This is a genomic window from Streptomyces sp. PKA51, assembly GCF_057552455.1.
Genome location: NZ_BAAJPZ010000001.1, coordinates 506,447 through 526,545 on the forward strand (window position 1 = coordinate 506,447; position 20,099 = coordinate 526,545).

20 protein-coding genes and 1 tRNA gene are annotated in these 20,099 nt (G+C 74.1%); 9 read left to right on the plus strand and 12 right to left on the minus strand.

What is annotated here, in order from left to right:
- Positions 1-42: 42 nt before the first annotated feature.
- Positions 43-687, minus strand: coding sequence for a 50S ribosomal protein L25/general stress protein Ctc (locus AC27L3_RS01940; RefSeq protein WP_487232197.1), 645 nt, complete (start codon positions 685-687; stop codon positions 43-45).
- Between the two features lie 260 nt (positions 688-947).
- Here AC27L3_RS01940 and AC27L3_RS01945 point away from each other — a divergent pair, with 260 nt between their 5' ends.
- Together AC27L3_RS01945 and AC27L3_RS01950 are read left to right on the plus strand one after the other, a co-directional pair.
- Positions 948-1,610, plus strand: coding sequence for a hypothetical protein (locus tag AC27L3_RS01945; RefSeq protein ID WP_487232198.1), 663 nt, complete (start codon positions 948-950; stop codon positions 1,608-1,610).
- Positions 1,603-2,478: a hypothetical protein gene (locus AC27L3_RS01950; protein WP_487232199.1), complete on the plus strand. Its 876-nt coding sequence runs from the start codon at positions 1,603-1,605 to the stop codon at positions 2,476-2,478. Before AC27L3_RS01945 ends, AC27L3_RS01950 begins: the two co-directional genes overlap by 8 nt.
- Positions 2,479-2,500: 22 nt before the next feature.
- On the opposite strand, the gene AC27L3_RS01955 is transcribed toward AC27L3_RS01950, so the two are convergent.
- From AC27L3_RS01955 to AC27L3_RS01980, 6 genes are all read right to left on the minus strand, one after another.
- Entirely contained in the window at positions 2,501-4,018 is a 1,518-nt protein-coding gene (locus AC27L3_RS01955; RefSeq protein WP_487232200.1) for a hypothetical protein, read from the minus strand.
- Positions 4,019-4,028: 10 nt separating this feature from the next.
- A complete protein-coding gene (locus tag AC27L3_RS01960) occupies positions 4,029-4,628 on the minus strand; it encodes a hypothetical protein (protein WP_487232201.1) in 600 nt (199 codons plus the stop codon).
- A 377-nt stretch (positions 4,629-5,005) separates the two neighbouring features.
- Complete coding sequence (locus AC27L3_RS01965) at positions 5,006-5,380, minus strand: hypothetical protein (protein ID WP_487232202.1); 375 nt, start codon at positions 5,378-5,380, stop codon at positions 5,006-5,008.
- A 75-nt stretch (positions 5,381-5,455) separates the two neighbouring features.
- A complete protein-coding gene (locus AC27L3_RS01970) occupies positions 5,456-5,848 on the minus strand; it encodes a roadblock/LC7 domain-containing protein (RefSeq protein ID WP_425583229.1) in 393 nt (130 codons plus the stop codon).
- Positions 5,849-5,981: 133 nt separating this feature from the next.
- Complete coding sequence (locus AC27L3_RS01975; RefSeq protein ID WP_487232203.1) at positions 5,982-6,764, minus strand: transcriptional regulator; 783 nt, start codon at positions 6,762-6,764, stop codon at positions 5,982-5,984.
- On the minus strand, positions 6,761-7,162 hold the full coding sequence (locus AC27L3_RS01980; protein ID WP_487232204.1) for a hypothetical protein: 402 nt from the start codon (positions 7,160-7,162) through the stop codon (positions 6,761-6,763). The genes AC27L3_RS01975 and AC27L3_RS01980 overlap by 4 nt, the downstream gene beginning before the upstream one ends.
- A gap of 376 nt (positions 7,163-7,538) precedes the next feature.
- On the opposite strand from AC27L3_RS01980, the gene AC27L3_RS01985 reads away from it, so the two are divergent.
- Both AC27L3_RS01985 and AC27L3_RS01990 read left to right on the plus strand, forming a co-directional pair.
- A complete protein-coding gene (locus tag AC27L3_RS01985) occupies positions 7,539-8,627 on the plus strand; it encodes a DUF418 domain-containing protein (protein WP_487232205.1) in 1,089 nt (362 codons plus the stop codon).
- A 183-nt stretch (positions 8,628-8,810) separates the two neighbouring features.
- The gene (locus tag AC27L3_RS01990; RefSeq protein WP_487232206.1) at positions 8,811-9,290 is read left to right on the plus strand and encodes a hypothetical protein; all 480 of its coding nucleotides are present in this window, start codon (positions 8,811-8,813) and stop codon (positions 9,288-9,290) included.
- Between the two features lie 90 nt (positions 9,291-9,380).
- Here AC27L3_RS01990 and AC27L3_RS01995 read toward each other — a convergent pair whose 3' ends face one another.
- Together AC27L3_RS01995 and tdh are read right to left on the minus strand one after the other, a co-directional pair.
- Positions 9,381-10,562, minus strand: a complete 1,182-nt coding sequence (locus AC27L3_RS01995) for a glycine C-acetyltransferase (protein WP_487232301.1) — start codon at positions 10,560-10,562, stop codon at positions 9,381-9,383.
- Between the two features lie 41 nt (positions 10,563-10,603).
- Entirely contained in the window at positions 10,604-11,644 is a 1,041-nt protein-coding gene (gene tdh, locus AC27L3_RS02000) for an L-threonine 3-dehydrogenase (RefSeq protein WP_487232207.1), read from the minus strand.
- 96 nt (positions 11,645-11,740) lie between these two features.
- Here tdh and AC27L3_RS02005 point away from each other — a divergent pair, with 96 nt between their 5' ends.
- The 4 genes from AC27L3_RS02005 (at position 11,741) to AC27L3_RS02020 (ending at position 15,714) form a co-directional block, all read left to right on the plus strand.
- Positions 11,741-12,655, plus strand: coding sequence for a LysR family transcriptional regulator (locus AC27L3_RS02005; protein WP_487232208.1), 915 nt, complete (start codon positions 11,741-11,743; stop codon positions 12,653-12,655).
- A 200-nt stretch (positions 12,656-12,855) separates the two neighbouring features.
- The gene (locus AC27L3_RS02010; RefSeq protein ID WP_487232209.1) at positions 12,856-13,182 is read left to right on the plus strand and encodes a putative quinol monooxygenase; all 327 of its coding nucleotides are present in this window, start codon (positions 12,856-12,858) and stop codon (positions 13,180-13,182) included.
- Positions 13,183-13,237: 55 nt separating this feature from the next.
- Positions 13,238-13,927, plus strand: a complete 690-nt coding sequence (locus tag AC27L3_RS02015; protein ID WP_487232210.1) for a L,D-transpeptidase family protein — start codon at positions 13,238-13,240, stop codon at positions 13,925-13,927.
- An 80-nt stretch (positions 13,928-14,007) separates the two neighbouring features.
- Positions 14,008-15,714, plus strand: a complete 1,707-nt coding sequence (locus AC27L3_RS02020) for a choice-of-anchor A family protein (protein WP_487232211.1) — start codon at positions 14,008-14,010, stop codon at positions 15,712-15,714.
- Positions 15,715-15,724: 10 nt separating this feature from the next.
- Here AC27L3_RS02020 and AC27L3_RS02025 read toward each other — a convergent pair whose 3' ends face one another.
- Positions 15,725-16,837 carry a WD40/YVTN/BNR-like repeat-containing protein gene (locus AC27L3_RS02025; protein ID WP_487232212.1) on the minus strand — a complete coding sequence of 371 codons (1,113 nt, stop codon included), beginning with the start codon at positions 16,835-16,837 and terminating at the stop codon, positions 15,725-15,727.
- Positions 16,838-17,027: 190 nt separating this feature from the next.
- On the opposite strand from AC27L3_RS02025, the gene AC27L3_RS02030 reads away from it, so the two are divergent.
- A tRNA-Lys gene (locus AC27L3_RS02030) sits at positions 17,028-17,101 on the plus strand.
- Between the two features lie 54 nt (positions 17,102-17,155).
- On the opposite strand, the gene AC27L3_RS02035 is transcribed toward AC27L3_RS02030, so the two are convergent.
- Both AC27L3_RS02035 and AC27L3_RS02040 read right to left on the minus strand, forming a co-directional pair.
- A complete protein-coding gene (locus AC27L3_RS02035) occupies positions 17,156-19,405 on the minus strand; it encodes a terpene synthase family protein (protein ID WP_487232213.1) in 2,250 nt (749 codons plus the stop codon).
- A 232-nt stretch (positions 19,406-19,637) separates the two neighbouring features.
- Complete coding sequence (locus tag AC27L3_RS02040; RefSeq protein ID WP_487232214.1) at positions 19,638-19,883, minus strand: hypothetical protein; 246 nt, start codon at positions 19,881-19,883, stop codon at positions 19,638-19,640.
- Between the last annotated feature and the right edge of the window lie 216 nt (positions 19,884-20,099).

Sequence of the window (20,099 nt, forward strand, 5' to 3'; positions counted from 1 at the left end):
TGGGGGGACCCCCAGCGGAACGCCTGCCCACAAACCGGCTGCTCAGCCCTCCTCGCCGCCCGCGGCGGGCTGCTCCTCCGCCGCCGGCGGCGGCGCCGCTGCGGCCTCCTCGGCCTCCGGCGCTTCCTCCTCCTCCGGGACCTCCTCCGCCTGGGCCAGGACCACTTGCAGCAGGGCCGTGCTGCCATCCACCGCCAGGGAGCAGCCGCGGGGCAGGTCGATGTCCTCGGCGCGGACCGTGTGGCCGGCCTCCAGGCCCTCGATGGAGACGGTGAAGGACTCCGGGATGTGGGTGGCCTCCGCCTCCACCGGGAGCCTGTCGAGCATGTGCTCCAGCAGGTTGCCGCCCGGCGCCAGCTCCCCTTCCGTGAGGACCGGTACCTCGACGGTGACCTTCTCGCCCTTGCGCACGGCCAGCAGGTCGACGTGGACGAGGAAGCCCTTGAGGGGGTCGCGCTGGACGTCCTTGGGGATGACGAGTTCGCCCTTGCCCTCGATGTCGAGGCGGATCAGGACGTTCGGCGTCTTCAGGGCCATCCACAACGCGTGGCCGTCCACGGACACGTGCTTGGGGTCGGCGCCGTGGCCGTAGATGACACAGGGGACCTTGTCCGCACGGCGGATGCGGCGCGCGGCGCCCTTGCCGAAATCCGTGCGTCGTTCGGCGGCAAGCTTTACCTCGGCCATGGCGGGACTCCTCGCGTTCGGACTCCGGGGAGTTGTAACCGGCGACGGCGCCCGGATATCCCGCTGCTGCGCCATTCGGCCGACCCGCGTCACCGAATGGGCCCCGTACGCCGGAGTGCGGGCGCCGCGTCGTGCTCCCGGTGCGCCCCACGGCGCCGGTGACGCCGGGAATTTTGGGTGAAACCATCGGAATATCATTGGAATGCCGTCGGAATGCTGCCGGAAACCCGCCGCATCCGGCCATGCGAAGGGCTCGGCCCATGCCTGAACAGCCGCCGCAGATCCGCCTGGGGCCGCCGCCGGACCGGCCCGGCCTCCCCGAGTTCCCCGCCGTCGTCGAGCCCGCGATCGAGGACATCCCCGCGCCGCCGCCCGCACCCGCCCCCGCCGAGCCGGTCGCCTGGCAGCGCCTCGCCGTCCCGTCCGCCGAGGAACTGCTGGACCGGGCCGTCCCCGCGATCCTCGCCGACCACGGGGCCCGTTCGGCGCTCGACGGGCACCGCTACGTCTTCCTGGGCGCCGCCCGCCTCGCCGACGCCAAGGCGCCGGCCGCGCCCGGCCTGTTCGTCCTGGCCTACGACTACACCGACGAGCGCGCCCTGGAGTTCACCCTCGCCGACGGCGACCCGCCGCTGCTGCTGGCCATGGCCGAGAGCGCCGTGCAGCCGGCCCTGTCCCCGGCGGAGGCCGACCGGGCCGTGGCGATCGCCCGCACCCACAGCGAGGCGGCGCGCCGCGCCCCGCAGGGCTCGGTGCCGATGGTGCTGCTGACCAGCGACGTGCGCGAGGGCGACGAGCACCACGGCCGGCGCCGCGCGTACGTCGGGTTCGGTTCGCCGGCCCGGCGCATGCCGGGCGTGCGGCTGGTGGTCGACCTCGGCGAGGAGCGGGTCCTGGGGACGGGCGGAGGCGGCGATGAGTGAGTCCGGACGGGTCGGCTGGCCCCCCGAGGCCCCGCTGTGGACCTTCGACTGGCGGCTGGCGGACGCCCCCGACGAGGAGGGCATCGTCATCCTCGGCGCCGCCTACCGGGGCCACGAGGTCTTCCACAAGGCCAGCCTGCCCTCGCTGCGCGTGCAGTACTCCGGCCCCTGCGGCCCGTACAAGGACCCGCTGAACTACGACAACTCCCACCCCACCTCCCGCTGCCCGGGCAGCCGGGTGTGCGTCTACTCGTACACCGCCGGCGGCCTGCGGGCGCTGAGCGTGGAGTCGTACCACACGATCGGCGCCTACCGGCTCACCCACCGCTGGGTGTTCTGGGAGAACGGGGTGGTCATGCCCCGGCTGTACAGCGCCGGTCTGCAGTGCCCCTTCGACCACCGTCACCACGTCTACTGGCGGCTGGACTTCGACATCGACGGCGCCGCGCGCGACCTGCTGCTGGAGTACAACACCTACACCCCCGACGAGGGCTGGGGGCCGGGCTGGCACCCCTTCCGCACCGAGACCAGCCGGGTGAAGAACGCCGGCTCCCGGCGCAGCTGGGCCGTGCTCGACCTCGACAGCGGCCGCGGCTACCACCTGCTGCCCGGCGCGGCCGACGGCACCGCCGACGCCTTCTCCACCGCCGATTTGTGGCTGCTGCGCTACCGGGCGGCCGAGGACCGCTACGGGCGCCAGGGCAGCGCCGCCGACGACGGCCTGGCCGCGTACGTCTCGGGGGAGTCCACCGACGGACAGGACATCGTCGTCTGGTACGCGGGCCACCTGCTGCACCGCGTCAGCGAGGGCGGCGACGACTGGCACGCCACCGGGCCCGACCTGGTGCCCTTCGGCCCCTGGTCCTGACACCGCGCCGGCGCGCCCCGCCTCACCGGCGGGCCGGCGGGGACAGCCGGGCGCGCAGCCCGGCCGCCTCACCCGGCAGCGCGGGCAGCGGTGCGGCGCGCCAGGTGCGCGCGTACGGCGGCGGGTGCGCGTCCTCGGCGGTCACCACCGCCACCGGCCGGCGTGCCGCTTCGGCCACCAGCCGCGCGACGGTGGTGTTCGCGTTGTGCCCGTCCGTCTGCCGCGAGGCGCACCCGGCGCGGAAGGCGATCCGCACCGCCTCCGTGCCGGTGACCACGCACGGCGGGCGCAGCCCCTGATGGCGCAGTTCGGAGACGATGCGTCCAAGGGCCCGGTCGGTGGCGGCGCTGCGCGCCACGGCCCGGCCCAGCACCACGTACTGCACCGCCAGGTGCGCCAGCAGCGCCATCGCCAGGGCCGCCACCGCAACCGGCCGCAGCCGCGGCGGACCGCCCTCGACGGTGGTCACCAGCCGCAGCAGACACAGTGTCACCGGCAGCGCCAGCAGCCCGTAGGCGGGCAGCAGGAACCGGGGCGCCGCGTAGTCCAGGAACTGGTACGGCACCGCCATCGACAGCGCCACCACCACCGGCAGGGCGTGCACCGACGGCCGGCGCACCCGGGAGGCCACCAGCAGGCCGCCCGCGGTCAGCGGCGGCACCGCCAACCACCACACGGCCGTCACCGGATGCCGCCAGGGAATCGTGCAGGGCCGGCACAGCGCCCGGCCCTCCAGCGCCCGCATGTGGTCGTCCAGGGCCAGCGGGGCACCCCAGCCGCCCTGGATCTCCGAGGCCCGCGCCAGCCGCGCGGCCAGCCCGCCGTAGTGCAGGTACGCCTCGACCACCCACTCGGCGCCGCCGGCGAGCGCGCCGCCCACCACGGCGAGCAGGACCGCGGGCCGGCGCCAGGACCGTACGCACAGCGCCGCGCCCGCCAGCGGCAGCAGCAGTGACAGGCCGTCACCCGGGCGCATCAGCGCGGTGAACGCCACCGACGCGGCGAGGGCCACGAGCGCCCGCCGGTCCTGACCCGGACCGCGCACCGCGCACAGGAACCAGCCCGTGGCGGCCAGGGCGCCGAAGGCCACCCACAGATTCGGCATGGCCTGCGGACCGTAGAACAAGGTCATCCACAGCCCGCAGAACAGCAGGCCCGCCAGCGCCGCCAGCGGCACGGGCACCAGCCGCCGCCACGGCCACAGGGCAAGCAGCAGGCCGCACCCCGAGAGCACCGCCAGCCACAGGCGCAGCACATCGGTGGAGTCCGTCAGCGCCACCACGGGGGCGACCAGCAAGCTCACCCCGCGGGCCCGCGGCGCGCTGAAGAACGCGGCCGGGGTGTGCGGGGCGACCTGGCTGACGTACACCGTCTCGTCCCAGCCGAGCCCGGTGTCCGGCACCACGAGCAGCAGCTGGGCCACGGTGTAGGCGGTGGCCACGCCCGCGAACCACGGCAGGGCCGCGGGCGCCGGGGCATCGGCCGCCGGCGGGCGGGCCTGCCGCCCGGGCCGGGCCGGGGCGGGGGCCGCCGGATGCACAGCCGCCGCCTCAGCCGCCGGCCAGCAAGGCCCTCACCAGGCCGATGACCATGTTGCTGATACCGCCGACGACACCGTTCATGGTGGAGGCCAGGCCGGTTACCAGCCCCTGCACCGTGCCGATCAGGCCGCCGGGGCCCTCCCGGCCCTGCCGGCCGTGCCCCCAGCCGTCGTCGCTGCGGGCGCGCTCCTTGGCCAGCTGCACGGTGGCCGCCACCGCGTCCAGGGTCGAGGCGGTGATGGCCCCGAGGTCGGGCCGGCCGGTGTTCGCCTGGCGCTCCAGGCCCGCCCGGGCCCGGCCCAGCCGGTCGAGCTGCTCCCGGACGGCGGCGCAACTCCCGGCCTTCGGCCCCTGCGCCGGGTGGGCGGCCGCACACCCCGCGGCGACGTCGGCCGCCTCCTTGCCGATGGCGTTCTCCTCGATGGCCCGCACCCCCTGGCCCGCGGCCCTGCGCAGGGCGTCGGGGGCCGGGGCGGCCTGCGCGGGGGCGGCGGCGTCGGCCGGCGCCCGCGTGGTGCGGGCCGTGGCGGTCCAGTCGGCGGTGCCCAGGGCGAGGGCACCGCACAGGGTGCCGGACAGCAGGAGGCCGGTTCTTCGGGAGAGGGCCATGGGAGTACTCCTCCGAGCTGAAGGGATCGTCACGACGACCCTGCGTCGACCTTCGGCCGCCCGCAAACGAAAGCGGCTGCCGACCACCCGCCACCCGGGGCGTGCCCACCTGACGGAGCGCCAGATCTGTGCGCCGACGGGCCGTCAGGTGAGTGCGCCTCAAGTCCTCCGTTCAGGCCATCCCGAATGGCCCAGCCGGCCTTGACGGCGCCTCCCGGACCGCCAACGCCTGGCGCCTGCCCGGCGGATCGTGCGGTGCCCCGTAGGGGGGCGCGGGGCGGTGTCGATCTGCGGGTGCGTCGTGGCTTGTCGCGCAGTTCCCCGCGCCCCTAAGGGGCGCCGTGGTGCCCCGCGACGAAAATCCGCGGGGGCGGACCCTAGACCTCCAGCTCCGTCTCGATCCGGCGGAGCTGGTGGCGGGCCATCGCCAGGTTGGCGCGCTTGGCGTCCAGGACGAGGTAGAGGAACAGCCCGTTGCCGCCGCGGCCGGTGAGCAGGCGGATGAGGTGGTACTGCGTGCCGAGGGTGATGAGGATGTCCTCGATGCTGTCCTGGATGTTCAGCATCTCCATGGCCCGCAGCTTGGCCCGTACGACGTCGGTGTTGCCCGCGGCCGCGACGTTGAGGTCGAAGGAGGCGCTGCCGCCCAGGGTGCCGAGCGCCATGCCGCTGCCGTAGTCGACGAGTGCCACGCCGATGGCCCCGTCGATCGAGCTCATCGCGTCCTTGAGGGCCGTTTCGGTGTTCGCCATCGTCAGGATTCCGTTCCGTAGTTGTCGATTTGTCGGGTTGGTGATGCGTCGTGCGGGCGGCCGGTGGCCGCCTCGTCAGGGCTGGCGCTGCCGCGCCGGCGAGGTGGCGGCGAGCGCGGCGATGCGGGCGCCGGATCTGCGGGCCTCCAGGTTCAGCCGGCCCACGTTGGCGTCGGCCGTGGCCAGCAGGGTCAGCACGCAGGAGGCGCCGGCGGCGTAGGTGGCGACGTAGCCGTGCTCGCCGCTGACGACGAGTTCGCGGAAGCCCCCGTGGCCCACGGCCTCCGTCAGCCGGGCCCCCACGCCCAGGGCCGCGGCGGTCAGTGCGGCCACCCCGTCCGGCTCCATGCCGGTGACGAGGTGCGCGATCACCAGCCCGTCGGTGCTGGCCACCATGGCACCGGTCAGGTGCGGTACCCGCACACGGAGCCCCTCCAGCTCGTCGAGCACCTCGGGTGCGGCGGTCATCGGCTGCCTCCTCACGGCGAATTGCCTCAACGCGCGCCTCATCATGAGAGCGCGGGTGCCCGGCCCGCCCACGACGCGGCCCGGTGGCGTCGTGGGAACTCGGGGTGCGGCACGGGAACGGGCCGGGGCTCGGTCACAGGGCCTCCAAGGCGTCGCGGATCCGGTGGAGCAGGAAGACGTCCGGGGCGTCGGGGCGGGCGCCGGCCTGCGCGGCGCGCGGCGCCGGCGCGCCCGCCCGCGGCGTACGGACCAGGCCCGCCGCCGCCAGCCGCCGCACGTCCAGGACGGTGGCGAAGGCGCACCGGCCCAGCGCCCTGGCGATCTGGGTGGGCGTGCGCACCCCGTCCGCCGCCTCCAGCACCGCCCGGCGCCCCCCGGCGGGAGCGCCGCCTTGGCCGGTGCGGGGCAGGGCGCCGGCCACGGGCACGACCGGTGCCGCATCGATCTCCGGGCGCGGCCAGGCCCGCTCCAGCAGCCCGCGCCGGCGCCGCACCTCGCGCTGCAACAGGCCCACGGGGACCGGGCGTACGGGGCCGAACCAGTGCCGTGCCTCGTCCAGGAACCGGTCCGGGGGCCGCTGGGAGCCGTCGAGCGGGAAGAGCACGAAGTAGGCCGCGTCGAACAGGGCGCTCAAATGGCACAGTTCGAGCTCGGCGCGGCCGAGCCGGCCGTGCTCGACGAGGAAGGCGCCGGCGCGGTGCTCGGCGCCGCCGCGCACCACCGCCTCCTGCCAGGCCTCCGGCGACACCCGGCCGCCGGCGGTCAGCCGCCACCCCACGTCCGGCACCGCCGGGCTCTCCGCGTGCACCACCGCGCCGTCGGCCAGGTACAGCGCCCCGCCTCGGCCGTGCAGGGCGCCCGTGGCGCGCCGCGCGGCCAGGTCCTCCAGCGTCGCCTCGCGCAGTGCCGGGCTCATGCGGGCACCAGCCGGGCGGTGATGTCCTTGATGCGGAAGAGGGCCACGGCCAGATTCGCCTCCGTGCGATCCAGCCACAGGTGCAGGAAGACGCTGCTGTCGAAGGCCGTCTCCACGAAACGGATCAGGTGGTAGCTGCCGCGGGCGGTGACGATCAGCTCCTCCACGGGCCCTGCGGCCGCCGCCCCGCGGCGGAAGGCCCCGCTCTCGAAGACGAGCCGGGCCACCTCGGCCGCCTCGGCGGCCGCGGCCTCGTCGTCCCCGTGCTCGCCGTGCCCGGCCGTCGGCCCGTCGCCCGCCGTCCCCAGGGTGAGCCCGGTGGTCCACTCCACCAGGCTCGCCCCCCGTGCCCCGGGGATGGTCATGGCCTCGGCCAGGCACCCGTCTATGCCGGTCACACGATCCTCTCCGGGGGTGATCACACATGGCGTGTCCGTTGCGACGGAAGGTAATCGATAACACCCGTGGGTGGTGAGAGTTTTGGCACTTTCCTTCGGCACATGTGCGTGGGCTGATAAAGGTTCGGCCGCCCTGCCGGCCCCTACATCGAAGGATGTAGCGCCGTTTCATCACCGCCTACGAGGCCCCCGGTGATCCTTCCGCAGAGGATGGAGAAAACGCCGAGTTGGGGGTCACATGACGGAAACCGTACGGTCCACCGCCTCTTGGTCCGGACCACAAGAGGGCGAAACGGGAGGGGCGGCGGACTCCGGCACGCCGCAACGACTGCCGCTGCTGGACGTGTTGCGCGGCACGGCCATCCTCGGAACGCTGATGACGAATGTCTGGATCTTTACCGGTCCCGGCGCGGAATGGGGCGTCCTCGGCTCCGACGGAGGAACCACCCTGGGCGGCCTGCTCGGGGACCCGACCCCCGCGCTCGCGGTGGAGAGCGTCTTCCGCTTCCTCGCCGACGGTAAGTTCCTGTCCCTGCTGACCCTGCTCTTCGGCGTCGGCCTGGCCATCCAGTTCGACGCCGCCGCCCGGCGCGGCCGGCCGTGGCCCGGCCGCTACCGCCGGCGTGCCCTCTTCCTCCTCGCCGAGGGCACCGCGCACTTCGTCCTGGTCTTCGCCTGGGACGTGCTCATGGGCTACGCCCTGACCGCCCTGCTCGTCGCCCGCCTGCTCACCCGCTCCGCACGCGTGCGCAACCGCGTGATGTGGACGGCGGCCGGCCTCCACCTCGCCCTGATGACGCTGCTCACCCTCGCGGCGCTCGGCTCCGACGGCGACGGCAGCAGCGGCACCGGCCCCGACCGGGAGGCGGCCGCCCTCTACGCGCACGGCGGTTACCTCGACCAGATCGCCTTCCGCCTGCACCACGCCCTCGTCCTGCGCATGGAACCGGTGCTGTCCTTCGGGCTGTTGCTCTTCCTCTTCCTGCTCGGCGTCCGCCTCCACCGTGCCGGCGCCTTCGCCCCCTCGGCCGCCGGGCACCGCCTGCGCGTCCGCCTGGCCTCCTGGGGCCTGGGCCTCGGCCTGCCCCTGAACGCCGCCGCCTCCCTCGCCGACGCCTACCTCCTGGGCCGCTACGTCGCCGCCCCCGTCGTCGCGCTCGGCTACCTCGGCCTGATCGGCGTCCTGATGGACCGCCTGCCCCGCCCCGGCCCGCTCACCCGCTCCCTGACCTCCGTCGGCCGCATGGCCCTGACCTGCTACGTCGCCCAGAACGTGCTGTGCGTCCTGGCGTGCTACGGCATCGGCCTGGGCCTGGCGGAGCACTTCGCCGGCACCGGCCCCTGGTGGGTCCTCGCCCTGTGGGCCGCGGTCTGCCTGGCCCTGGTGGCCGGATCCACCCTCTGGATGCGCCGCTTCCCGGCCGGGCCGCTGGAGTCCCTGCAGAAGCGGCTTCTGCACGGCTGAGGCGGGTGGGGAGGGAGTTTGCGATCTGGTCTCGGAAAGCGGTCGTCCAGCGCTAAAGTTCCAGCCGAGCCGGTCCCCCCACGTATCGGCGGTACGCCTTGTGCGTACGTGCCCCTGCGGCGCGTACGCACCGTACCGCGCGCGGCCGTCCCACCCGCCCGCCCGAGTTACGTGGAGTCCTCCATGGCCATATCCGCTCCTGCCCGCCGCGCCGCCTTCGGCCGTCGCCTGCTCGCCGCGTGCGGTCTCGCCCTCACGCTGACCCTCACCGGCTGCACCGGTGACGGCAAGAGTTCGACCGGTTCCACCGCCTCGCCCACGGTCCCGGCCTCCGTGAGCGCCTCCCCGTCCCCCTCGCAGTCCCCGTCGCCGTCCCCCTCCTCCCCGGCATCGGCCACGCCCGCCGCGACGCCGACCGCGGTTGCGGACCCGACCACCGCGCCCACGCCGTCCCCCTCGCGGCCCGCCCACACCGACGACGGCTCCTCGGCCTCCGGCGGCCGGGCCGCCGGCACCGGCTGCGAGATCCGCTCCAGCGCCGGCAACTGCTACAAGGCGGGCCAGTTCTGCCGCACGACCGACGTCGGAGCCAGCACCCACGATGCCGGCGGCCGCCTGATCACCTGCGGCGGCGACAGCGGCCGCCCGCGCTGGCACTACTGACCGGCGGCAGCCGGGTACCGCCACGCCTACGCAATACGGCGCCGGCCCCGGGCGGATGCCCGGGGCCGGCGCCGTCGGGATGTGCGGCCGTCAGGCCGCCATCGCGTCGCGGACCTCGCGGAAGGCCTCGATCGTGCGCAGGACGTCCTCGCGCGAGTGGGAGGCCGAGAGCTGGACGCGGATGCGGGCCTTGCCCTGGGGAACCACCGGGTAGGAGAAGGCGATCACGTAGATGCCCTTCTCCAGCAGCGCCGCCGCCATCCGCGCGGCCACGGCCGCGTCACCGATCATGACGGGGGTGATGGGGTGCTCGCCCGGGAGCACCTCGAAGCCCGCCTCGGTCATGCCCTTGCGGAAGAGCGCGGTGTTCTCCCGCAGCTGCGCCCGCCGGTCGCCGGAGGCGGCCAGCAGGTCGAGCACCCGCAGCGAGGCGCCGACGATGGAGGGCGCCAGCGAGTTGGAGAACAGGTACGGGCGCGAGCGCTGGCGCAGGATCTCCACGATCTCCGCGCGTGCCGCGACGTAGCCGCCGCTGGCGCCGCCCAGGGCCTTGCCCAGGGTGCCGGTGATGATGTCGACCCGCTCGGTGACGCCGAACAGCTCCGGCGTGCCGCGGCCCTCCTCGCCGACGAAGCCCACCGCGTGCGAGTCGTCGACCATCACCAGGGCGCCGTAGCGCTCGGCCAGGTCGCAGATCTCGTCCAGCGGGGCGATGTAGCCGTCCATGGAGAACACGCCGTCGGTGACGATCAGCTTGTGCCGGGCGCCCGACGCCTCCTGCAGGCAGCGCTCCAGGTCCGCCATGTCGCGGTTGCGATAGCGGAAGCGCGCGGCCTTCGACAGGCGGATGCCGTCGATGATGCTGGCGTGGTTGAGCTCGTCGGAGATCACCGCGTCCTCGGCGGACAGCAGGGTCTCGAAGACACCGCCGTTGGCGTCGAAGCACGAGCTGTAAAGGATCGTGTCCTCGGTGCCCAGGAAGCGGGAGATCCGGCTCTCCAGCTCCTTGTGGGGCGCCTGGGTGCCGCAGATGAAGCGGACGGAGGCCATGCCGAAGCCCCAGTCGTCCAGCGCCTGCTTGGCCGCCGCGATGACCTCGGGGTGGTCGGCGAGGTCGAGGTAGTTGTTGGAGCAGAAGTTGAGCACCTTGTCGGCGGCCTTGCCGTCGCCGACGCTGATGGCCGCCGACTGCGGGCTGGTGATCACGCGCTCGGACTTGTACAGCCCGGCGTTGCGGATGTCCTGCAGCTCCTTGCGCAGGTGCTCGCGCATCCCGTCGTACACGTGGGGACTCCTCGTGGTGTGGTCGTGCGTCAGGGGAGGATGGGCCGGGTCCAGTCGAGGACGACCTTGCCGCACTGGCCGGAGCGGGCCGTGGCGAACGCCTCGGCGTGCTGCTCGAAGCCGAAGCGGTGGGTGATCACCGGCGAGATGTCCAGGCCGCTGCGCAGCAGCACGGACATCGCGTACCACGTCTCGAACATCTCGCGGCCGTAGATGCCGCGCAGGGTCAGCATGCGCGTGACGATCGTGGCCATGTCCAGGCTCACTTCGCCGTGCGGCAGGCCGAGCGCGGCGATGCGGCCGCCGGGCGACATGGTGGAGATCATGTCCTGCAGGGCGTCGGCGCGGCCGGACATCTCCATGCCCACGTCGAAGCCCTCCGTCATGCCGAGCTCCGGCATGACGTCGGCGATGCGCCGGCTGCTGACGTCCAGGGCGACGGTCGCGCCCATCTTCTGCGCCAGCGCCAGGCGGTAGGGGCTGACGTCGGTGATGACGGTGGAGCGCGCACCGGCGTGGGCGGCGACCGCGGCGGCCATCATGCCGATGGGGCCGGCACCGGTGATCAGCACGTCCTCGCCGAGGACCGGGAAGGACAGCGCCGTGTGCACGGCGTTGCCGAACGGGTCGAATATGGCCGCCACGTCGATGTCGATCTCGTGACGGTGGACCCAGACGTTGGACTCGGGCAGCACCACGTACTCGGCGAACGCACCGTCGGTGTGCACGCCCAGCCCGATCGTGCGGATGCACAGGTGGCGGCGGCCCGCCATGCAGTTGCGGCAGGTGCCGCACACCAGGTGGCCCTCGCCGCTGACGGTGTCGCCCACGGCGACCTTGGTCACCCCGGCGCCGGTGGCGACGACCTCGCCGGCGAACTCGTGGCCGACCACGAGCGGCGCGCGCACCGCGCGGGCCGCCCAGTCGTCCCAGCTGTCGATGTGCAGGTCCGTGCCGCAGATGCCGGTCCGCAAGACCTTGATCAGTACCTGTCCGGGGCCGGCCTCGGGGGTCGGCACCTCGGTCAGTTCGAGACCCGGCGCCGCCGCGGTCTTCACCAATGCCCTCATGAGGGATCACTTTGCGGCTTCGCCGCTGTGAAGTCCATCGACATTTTTCGACGGTGGTTGTGAAGCCCACCTTCACGATCATGGGATGATGAACAGGTGATCGACCCCCGCCGCCTGAAGGTGCTGCGCGCCCTCGCCGACCACGGCACCGTCACGGCCGCCGCCCACGCCCTGTACCTCTCGCCCTCCGCCGTCTCCCAGCAGCTCGCCGCCCTGGAGGCGGAGACCGGGCACACCCTGCTCGAACGGCGTGGCCGCACCGTCCGCCTCACCGCCGCGGGCAGCGTCCTCGCCCGGCACGCCGGCGAGATCTCCGCCCAGCTGGAGCGGGCCGAGGCCGACCTCGCCGCCTGCTCCACCGGACTGGTCGGCGAGGTCGCCGTCGCCGCCTTCGCCACCGCCATCACCGAGGTCGTCGCCCCCGCGGTGGCCGCACTGCGCCGGCGCGCCCCGCAGGTGCAGGTGCGGGTCAAGGACGCCGAGGGGCACACCAGCGCCCGCCTGCTCGCCGACGGCGAGGTCGACATCGCCATCGCCGTCGAACACCGCGACTCGCTGGCGCCGGGCACGGGCCGGCTGCTGCACGCACCGCTGTACGAGGAGCCGTTCGACGCCGTCCTGCCGCCCGGGCACCGGCTCGCGGGGGCGGGGGAAGTGGACCTGAAGGATCTGGCCCGGGACCCCTGGATCACGCCCTGGCCCGGCAACCCCGTGCACGAGGCCGTGCTGCGCGCCTGCGAGCAGGCCCGCTTCCAGCCGCGCGTCGAATGCCTGTCGGACGACTTCTCGGCCGTGTGTGCCCTGGTCGCGGTCGGCGCGGGAGTCGCCCTCGTCCCCCGCTCGGCCCTGCACGGCATCCGGCCCGCGCTCACCCCCGCCGTACGGCCGCTGCGCGGGCCGGGGCCGACGCGGCGGGTGCTGACCGCGGTGCGCAGCGGAAGCGAAGGCCACCCGCTGCTGAAGCTGGCGCTCGCGGAGCTCCGCGAACGGGCGGCGGCACTCACGAGCTGACCAGGTGCACATCCAGCCCGTCCGGGGACACCTCCCAGCGGTAGCTGGGGGCGGCGGGGCCGGGGAGCAGCCCGCCGCAGGCGCCACCCCGCCCGTTTTCCGGCACAGCCGGAAAACGGCCGTATCGCGTTCGCGGGCCCCCGCCGCGCACGTCACGATGGACCGGTCCTCATTCGAACGCGGTCCTTCCGGGAGCACGCATGATCTTCATCGTCGTCAAGTTCACCATCCGCCCCGAGCGCAGCGGGGAGTGGCTGGACCTGGTCCAGGACTTCACCCGCGCCACCCGCGAGGAGCCGGGCAACCTGTTCTACGAGTGGTCGCGCAGCGTGGACAACCCGCACCAGTTCGTCCTTGTCGAGGCGTTCGAGGACGCGGCCGCGGGCGAGGCGCACGTGAACTCGGAGCACTTCAAGACGGCCATGGCCTGGATGCCCGGCCTGATCGAGCGCACCCCGGAGATCGTCAACGTCGAGGTCCCGGGCCGCGGCTGGTCGGCGATGGCCGAGCTGTCGCCGCGCGACTGACCCGTTCGGGTCCCTGCGGGTGCCCGCCCGGCGGCCGGCCGGTAGACCGTCGTCCATGAGCAACCGACGCGTACGGGCGGCCTGTCTGCTGACGGCGCTCGCCGGCGCGGCCGCCCTCGGCGCCGCGCCGGGCACCGCCCACGCGGCGCGGGCGGCCGCCTGTACGGCGGGCACCGGACCGTACCAGCGGCAGCTGGAGGCGTACCTCAAGCGGCCCGTGGACGGCCGCCAGTCACCGGCGGACTGCGCGGCCATCGCCGCCTTCCAGCGCCGGGAGGGCATCCGGCCGGCCGACGGGTACGCGGGGCTGGCCACCTACCGGCAGATGCTCGTCGCCCAGGCCCGGCCCAACCCCAATGCCGCCGGCCGTTGCCCGGTGGTGGCGGGCCGCATGGCCTGCGTGGACCTCGACCGGCAGCTGATGTGGGTGCAGCAGCGCCGCCGGGTGATCTTCGCCCCGGTGCCGGTGCGCTCGGGCCGGGCCGGGCAGACGACCCGTACGGGGTCGTTCAAGGTGTACTGGAAGCACAAGAACCACGTCTCCACGCTCTACGCCAACGCCCCGATGCCCTACTCGCAGTTCTTCTCCGGCGGCCAGGCCCTGCACGGCCACCCGGGCAACCTCTTCGACGGCGGTGGTTCCGCCGGCTGCGTCAACCTCACGGTCGCCGACGCGCGCCGGCTGTGGGACGTGCTGCAGGTCGGCGACGGCGTGCGCGTCTGGGGGCGCAAGCCGGGCACTTGATCGGCCGTTCGGAGCACGTTCGCGGCGGCGCCCCGGCGCGGCGGAATATCCGACGAGATGCCGATGGTCATAGTCGGATCGTGCGACGGAACTTCACCGAGGGATGGCTGCGACGGCTCGCGGTGGGCGTCGTCTGCGCCGCCACGGTCGGCGGCCTGGCCCCGCCCGCGGCGGCGGCACCGCTGCCCGGTGGCCTGGGCCCGTGCCTGCCCGGCAGTTGCCCGCGCAGCTACCGCGGTCCCGGCTCGGGCCCGCCGACCGGCCGCGACAACAACGTCAACGTTTTTGTCGGCGGCGACTTCCGCATCCGGGGCACGGCCGCCGAGGCCGAGGGGCGCGTGGTCGCCCTCGGCCGCGTGGACGTGCACCGGTCGGGCGGCGGCGGGTACGCCGTGGGCGTGGCGGGCACCGGTTCCCGCGTCCCCCCGGCGGACGGCAGCGACTTCCTGACCGCCGGCGCGGACGTGACCGTGGCGGCCGGCCAGCGGCTGGTCGCCGACCGCGGCACGGTCCGCCACGCGGGCCCGGTCAGCGGTACGGTCACCGGCCGCAGTGTCACCGACGCGGCCGCGGCGGAGCCGTACGTGCGGCTGCGCGACGAACTCGGCGCCGCGAGCCGCTGCTACGCGCACGGGGCCGACGGCCACGGCCGGCCGGCGACCGGCACGGTGCGCACCACCGGCACGGAGACGGTCTTCACCGGCGACGGCAGCTCCCGGCTGCAGGTGTTCACCGTCGGCTCGGACGTGGCCGGCCCCGGAGGCGCCCACCAGAACCTGCGCTTCACCGGCATCCCGTCCGGGGCGACCGTCCTGGTCAACCTCGCCGGCACCGCACGGTTGATCGACGCCGGCGGCGTGAGCGGACCGGCCGGGCTGCGCGAGCGGCTGCTGTGGAACGCCGCCGACGCCCGGCGCCTGGAGTTCCGCGGCACCGGGCAGTTCCAGGGCAGCGTGCTGGCCGGCGAGCGCGAGAGCGAGTCGGTCGTCTCCGTACCGGGCTTCAACGGGCGCTTCCTGACCGCCGGTTCCCTCACCCACACCGCCTCCGGCGGACCCGCCGGATTCCACGCCTACCCCTTCACCGGTGACCTGCCCGACTGCGTCAGCGCCGCCCAGGCGGGCACCGTGACGGTGCTCAAGCGGGACGCGGTGACCGGCCGGCCGCTGCCGGGGGCCCGCTTCCAGCTGTGGCGGGAGTCCAACGGCCGCGCCGGCCTGCAGACCGGTGGCGCCGCCGACGCCCGGGTCGGCGGCGTGTGCGTCACCGACGGGCGCGGCCTGTGCCGCAGGGCCGTGGACACCGGCACCTACTACTGGCAGGAGCTGCAGCCCCCCGCCTGCTACGCCGCGCCCGCCCAACGCGTGACGGGGCTCGTCCTGACCGCCGCCAACGCCGCCCGCGGCGTGACCGTCGCCGTGGCCAACACCCCCACCTGCGGCACGCTGCGCCTGATCAAACGGGACGCGCGGACCGGCCGGCTGCTCCAGGGCGCCGTCTTCGAGCTGTGGCGCGAGACCAACGGCCGCGCCGGCCTGCAGACCTCCGGGGCCGGCGCCGACCGCCGGGTCGACAGCGGCTGCGCCACCGACCCGCAGGGCCGCTGCACCTACCCCGGACTGCCGCTGGGCACCTACTACCTGCGGGAGACGGCCGTGCCCGAGGGCTACCTGCTCTCCGCACGGCGCGTCTACGGCCCGTACCGCCTGACCACGCGCAACGCCTCGGCCGGCGTCACGGTGACCATCCGCAACCCGCGCGGGGAGCCCGGCAAGGGCAAGAAGTGAGCCCTTGCGGTCAGTCCACCCGCACCTCGTCGGCCCCCAGGTACATCACCTGCGGCCGCGCCGGGTTGAAGGCGATGGCCGAGATCCCGTCGTAGGCGTTGTGGGTTTTGGTGACCCGCCCCGTGCGGGCGTCGAGGCGGAAGAGGTCGGTGCCGTAGTTCTGGAAGTAGGTGCCGAAGACGAAGTGCAGGACGCCGGCGTCGACCGGGCTGGGGGCCAGCAGGGTGCCGTTGGTCAGCTTGGTCTCCGCGGAGTCGTCGACCACCTTGACGAACGTCCGGCCGCCGTCGGCCGACCGGTACAGGTGGCGTCCCTCGGAGGAGGAGCCCGGCGCGGCCTCGTCGAGGTCGATGCCCAGCCCGTAGACCACGGAGGGGTCGGCGGGGGAGACGGCGGAGGAGAAGAGGTTGGCCTTGTCGCCCTTGGTCGCGAGGCCCTTGGCGGGAGTCCAGGTGGCGCCGCCGTCGGTGGTCACCGCGCCGCCGCGCACCATGGCGCCGGCGACGGCGTGCCGCACGTCGGCCGGGTCGAAGGCCACCGAGTAGACGCTGCTGCCGGCGGGGAACGCCGGGGCGCCCGTACGGGTCCAGGTGGCGCCGCCGTCCGTGGAGTCGAACAGCTGCCCGGCGTGGTCGGCCAGGCGCAGGTGGCCGGGGTGGGCCCGGTCGGTGCCCAGACCGGTGATGTTCGCCGTCGGGGCGGTCAGGCGGGTGACGGTCGTGCCGTCGATACGGGCCAGGTAGCCGCCGTTGACCTGCCAGGCGTACGCCCGGCCTGCGGGGGCCGCCGTCAGGCGCGTGGTGCCGGTGCCGAGGGTGGCCAGGGGCGTCCAGGTGCAGCCGGCGTCGGCCGAGCGCAGCAGCTGGGTGTTGTGCGTGGCCAGGAGCACGTTCGGGGTGTCGAGGGCGACCAGGCCGTGGGTGTAGCCGGTCGTGTGCAGGGTCCCCGTGGTGGGCGCCAGCGTGCGGCCCTCGTCGGTGGTGAAGGTGACGGAGCCGTCACCGGTGACGCGGGTGCAGGAGGGCGCGGTCCAGCCGGTCGTCCCGGCCGCGGTGGCGGCGGGTGCCTGGGCCAGGAGGAGGGCAGCGGTTGCCGCGGTGACGGCCGTACCGATGCGCTTCACGGTGTCTTCCTTTCTAGGAAGCTTTAATCGGAAACTGTCCGTGTTCGGGCGAGTGAGTTCGGTGACGGCGAAGCTACGGGCCCTGGGCGCAGATGATCAAGAGGGGTCTTTCGGCCATGAAAGTCCGGCCGTGGCGGGACATGCCGGCCGGTCGGAAGCACCCCGCGGACCGGGGTAATATTTCTTCTGCGCGCCGCTAGCTCAGTTGGTTAGAGCAGCTGACTCTTAATCAGCGGGTCCGGGGTTCGAGTCCCTGGCGGCGCACACGAGGAAGGCCCTCGCCGCACGCGGCGAGGGCCTTCCGTGCATCCCGGCCCGTCAGCCGGCGCCCAGCAGCTCCCGCACGCGGGCACCCGCGGTGCCCAGGCCCGTGGGGGCGCCGAGCGGGGGAACGGCCACGGCGGGCGCGGCCGCCGGTGCGTGGTGCCGGATCAGGTGCGGCTCGTCGTAGCGACGGCAGGCGTGATGCCAGGTGACGATCGCCGCCATCCAGTCCTGCAGCTCCTCGGCATGGGCCTGCAGCGCCCGGCGCGCCCCGGCGTCCAGGCCCAGCTCGTCGCACAGCGCCGGCAACTGCCGGGAGACGATGTGCCGGAACTCGCGCATCCGGGAGTTGATCAGGTCGGCGACGATCCGCACGGCCTGCTCGCGGTCGCAGGCGAAGAAGTTCTGCACGACGAGAACGGCGTTGTGCACCTCGCCCTCGAACTGGATCTCCTTCTGGTAGGAGAAGACGTCGTTGACGAGCATGCCGTAGTCGGATGCCGCGGCCTCCATCGCCCGCACCGGGCGCGAGTCCCGGACCGCCGCAGGCAGGCTGTCCGCCGTGCGCAGCCGGGACAGGGCCATGGTCAGGTCCGAGCCGAAGGTCCTGCGGCGCATCTCGATGTAGTCCACGGGCTCGGGGATCCGGTTCATCCGCTGATTGGCCAGCTCCCACAACCAGCTCTCCAGCATCGCCACGACCGCCTCGCGCAGCGCCTGCCGCCCCTGCGGCGGCATCGGCCCCGCCGTTCGCGCCCACAGGTCGGCCAGGGCCCGCTCCAAGGGGTTGAGCGGTACCTCGCCCGTCCCGCCCTCCAGCGGCATGAAGCGCACCAGCCGGTCGTGGCACGCCCGGGCACCGGCCAGATCGCCGCCGCGGCCGAAGACCGCGGGGTAGGCGTCGTCGCCGTACGTGCCCCAGGCCAGCCAGTCCGTGCCCAGGTCGAGCTCCTCCGCGGTGGCCGAGGGATGGATGCCGGCCGCGCACAGGGCGAGGTCGTAGTCCTCCATCTTCTCTTCCGTCCACACACCCGACAGCGGGTCGCCGGGGGAGTGGGCGAGGAAGCCCATGCGGTGCGCCCAGGCGAGGGTGTTGCGGCGGGCGGTGTCGAGGTGGGGGCTCAGCCGCGTCTCGAAGGGCATGTCCAGGTGCGGCCGCGGCAAAGGTCCCACCTGCTCGAAGGGCACGTGCGCATGGCTGCGCAGCCGGGCCGGCAGCGAGGCGACGAGGGAGGGCACGATCAGCGCGGCGGAGGTGCCGAGCCCCAGCGGACCGCCGAGCAGGGCGCCCGCCCCCTCCGGCAGCCCGCCGGCGGCGCCCTTCATGTAGCGGCTGGAGCGCATGTGCCACTCGTGGCCGCCGGACTGCCAGTCCTGCAGGCCCTTGATGTACGCGAAGACGTCGGCGCACTGCCCGGGCGTCAGCCCGTGCTCGGCGAACAGCGGCCCGAGCTCGGTGGCCACCGTGTGCTCGAACTGCTGCAGGCGCGAGGTCAGCAGGTCGTTGACCGCATCCGCCGCCTCCTGGGTGCCGCACTCCAGGAACCGCTCCAGGACCAGCACCGCGTTGGACAGCTCGCCCTCGGCCTCGACCTCCCGCTGGTACGAGAACAGGTCGTTGCGCAGGTGCACCGCGTCGGCGAAGGTGTCCCGCAGCACCCGCATCGGCCGGCTCGCGGCGACGGCGGCGGGCACCTCCGCCCCCGCCGCGTGCTCGACGAGGTTGGCCGACCAGGGGGCGCCGCCCACCTTGCGGCGCATCTCGATGTACTCGACGGGATTGGCGACCCTGCCGTCGTTGATGTTGGACAGCTCCCACATCGACTCCTCCAGCAGGTTCCACGTGCTCTCGCGGAACCGCCGGCGCCAGTCGGCCGACATCGTCGGCACCGTGCGCGCCCACAGGTCGGCCAGCCCCGCCTCCACCTGGTTCGCCGGCTCCTCGGCGGGCCCGGCGTCGTCCATCGGCATGAACAGCGCCAGCCGGTCCAGGTAGGCCCGGGCCCCCTCGGTGTCGCCGGTGCGCTTGAACCGCTCCAGGAAGTCGTCGTCGAAGAAGAACACCCACACGTACCAGTCGGTGACCAGGTCCAGCTCGGGCCCCGGGGCGTCGGGGTGGGTGTAGGAGCACAGCAGTGCGTAGTCGTGGGAGTCGAAGTCGTGCTCGTCCCACACGCCGGACCCCTCGATCATGCCCATCCGTCGGGCCCATGCCTTCGAGTGCTGCCGGGCGCCTTCGAGACGGGAATTGAGGCGGGCCGGGTACGGCGTGTAGAAGCGGGGCAGCTCGAAGGGATTGGGCATCGCGCGCGCGGCCTTTCCATCCGGTTTCCGGGTCGGGCGAGCGCCAGGGGTCGGCGATCGTTCCGCACGGTAAAGGGCGGGCCGGGTCGGCGGGCCTGCGACTGTAGGATTTCCGCTCAATATGGTGAAACGGGGCGGTGCTTGATTAAGGATCTCCGTATCGGCGGTGGACGTATCGGCGGTGGACGCCGAGGGAGCGCCGCACGGGCCGGAGTCCGTGCGGCGCCGTCGCTCAGCCCCTCGCGCGGCGCGCGGCCAGCCGCCGGATCGCCCACCCGGTGACGGCCAGCACGCTGCCGGATCCCAGCCCCGCGACGAACGCGGGCAGCGCCGCGTGCACGACGGTGCCGGGGGACAGCGGAACGGCCCCCGGCGAGGAGGCGCCGGGCTGCGCGGGTGCCGTGGCCGGGGGCGGGGAGTCCGCCCCTGCCGCGGCGGCGGGTGCCAGGGCCACGACCGCGGCCGTGAGCGGTGCCACCAGAAAGATGCGGCGTGCACGGTAGCGTACGCGCGCCGCCTTGTGGCGGGTTTGGCGGGGAAGTACGGGCCGAGCGTGCTGCTTCCTAGGATGCAACGAAGCCCCTCGGGGTGAGGACCGGGCCGTCCCTCCCTGCTGCCCTGCTGGTGCCGGGGCGGCCCGGTCGTGCGGAGGCCGGCGGCGGATCACCGCCCGGCCCCTCCAGTGCACACCGTG

What these genes read in the sequence shown, in the direction of transcription:
- AC27L3_RS01990 (WP_487232206.1), top strand. Translation starts at nt 8,811, where the DNA reads ATGGCCATATCCGCTCCTGCCCGCCGCGCCGCCTTCGGCCGTCGCCTG.
- AC27L3_RS01965 (WP_487232202.1), bottom strand. Translation starts at nt 5,380, where the DNA reads ATGGCGAACACCGAAACGGCCCTCAAGGACGCGATGAGCTCGATCGAC.
- AC27L3_RS02015 (WP_487232210.1), top strand. Translation starts at nt 13,238, where the DNA reads ATGAGCAACCGACGCGTACGGGCGGCCTGTCTGCTGACGGCGCTCGCC.
- AC27L3_RS01950 (WP_487232199.1), top strand. Translation starts at nt 1,603, where the DNA reads ATGAGTGAGTCCGGACGGGTCGGCTGGCCCCCCGAGGCCCCGCTGTGG.
- AC27L3_RS02010 (WP_487232209.1), top strand. Translation starts at nt 12,856, where the DNA reads ATGATCTTCATCGTCGTCAAGTTCACCATCCGCCCCGAGCGCAGCGGG.
- tdh (WP_487232207.1), bottom strand. Translation starts at nt 11,644, where the DNA reads ATGAGGGCATTGGTGAAGACCGCGGCGGCGCCGGGTCTCGAACTGACC.
- AC27L3_RS01945 (WP_487232198.1), top strand. Translation starts at nt 948, where the DNA reads ATGCCTGAACAGCCGCCGCAGATCCGCCTGGGGCCGCCGCCGGACCGG.
- AC27L3_RS01940 (WP_487232197.1), bottom strand. Translation starts at nt 687, where the DNA reads ATGGCCGAGGTAAAGCTTGCCGCCGAACGACGCACGGATTTCGGCAAG.
- AC27L3_RS01960 (WP_487232201.1), bottom strand. Translation starts at nt 4,628, where the DNA reads ATGGCCCTCTCCCGAAGAACCGGCCTCCTGCTGTCCGGCACCCTGTGC.
- AC27L3_RS01985 (WP_487232205.1), top strand. Translation starts at nt 7,539, where the DNA reads ATGACGAATGTCTGGATCTTTACCGGTCCCGGCGCGGAATGGGGCGTC.
- AC27L3_RS02035 (WP_487232213.1), bottom strand. Translation starts at nt 19,405, where the DNA reads ATGCCCAATCCCTTCGAGCTGCCCCGCTTCTACACGCCGTACCCGGCC.
- AC27L3_RS01970 (WP_425583229.1), bottom strand. Translation starts at nt 5,848, where the DNA reads ATGACCGCCGCACCCGAGGTGCTCGACGAGCTGGAGGGGCTCCGTGTG.
- AC27L3_RS01995 (WP_487232301.1), bottom strand. Translation starts at nt 10,562, where the DNA reads ATGCGCGAGCACCTGCGCAAGGAGCTGCAGGACATCCGCAACGCCGGG.
- AC27L3_RS01975 (WP_487232203.1), bottom strand. Translation starts at nt 6,764, where the DNA reads ATGAGCCCGGCACTGCGCGAGGCGACGCTGGAGGACCTGGCCGCGCGG.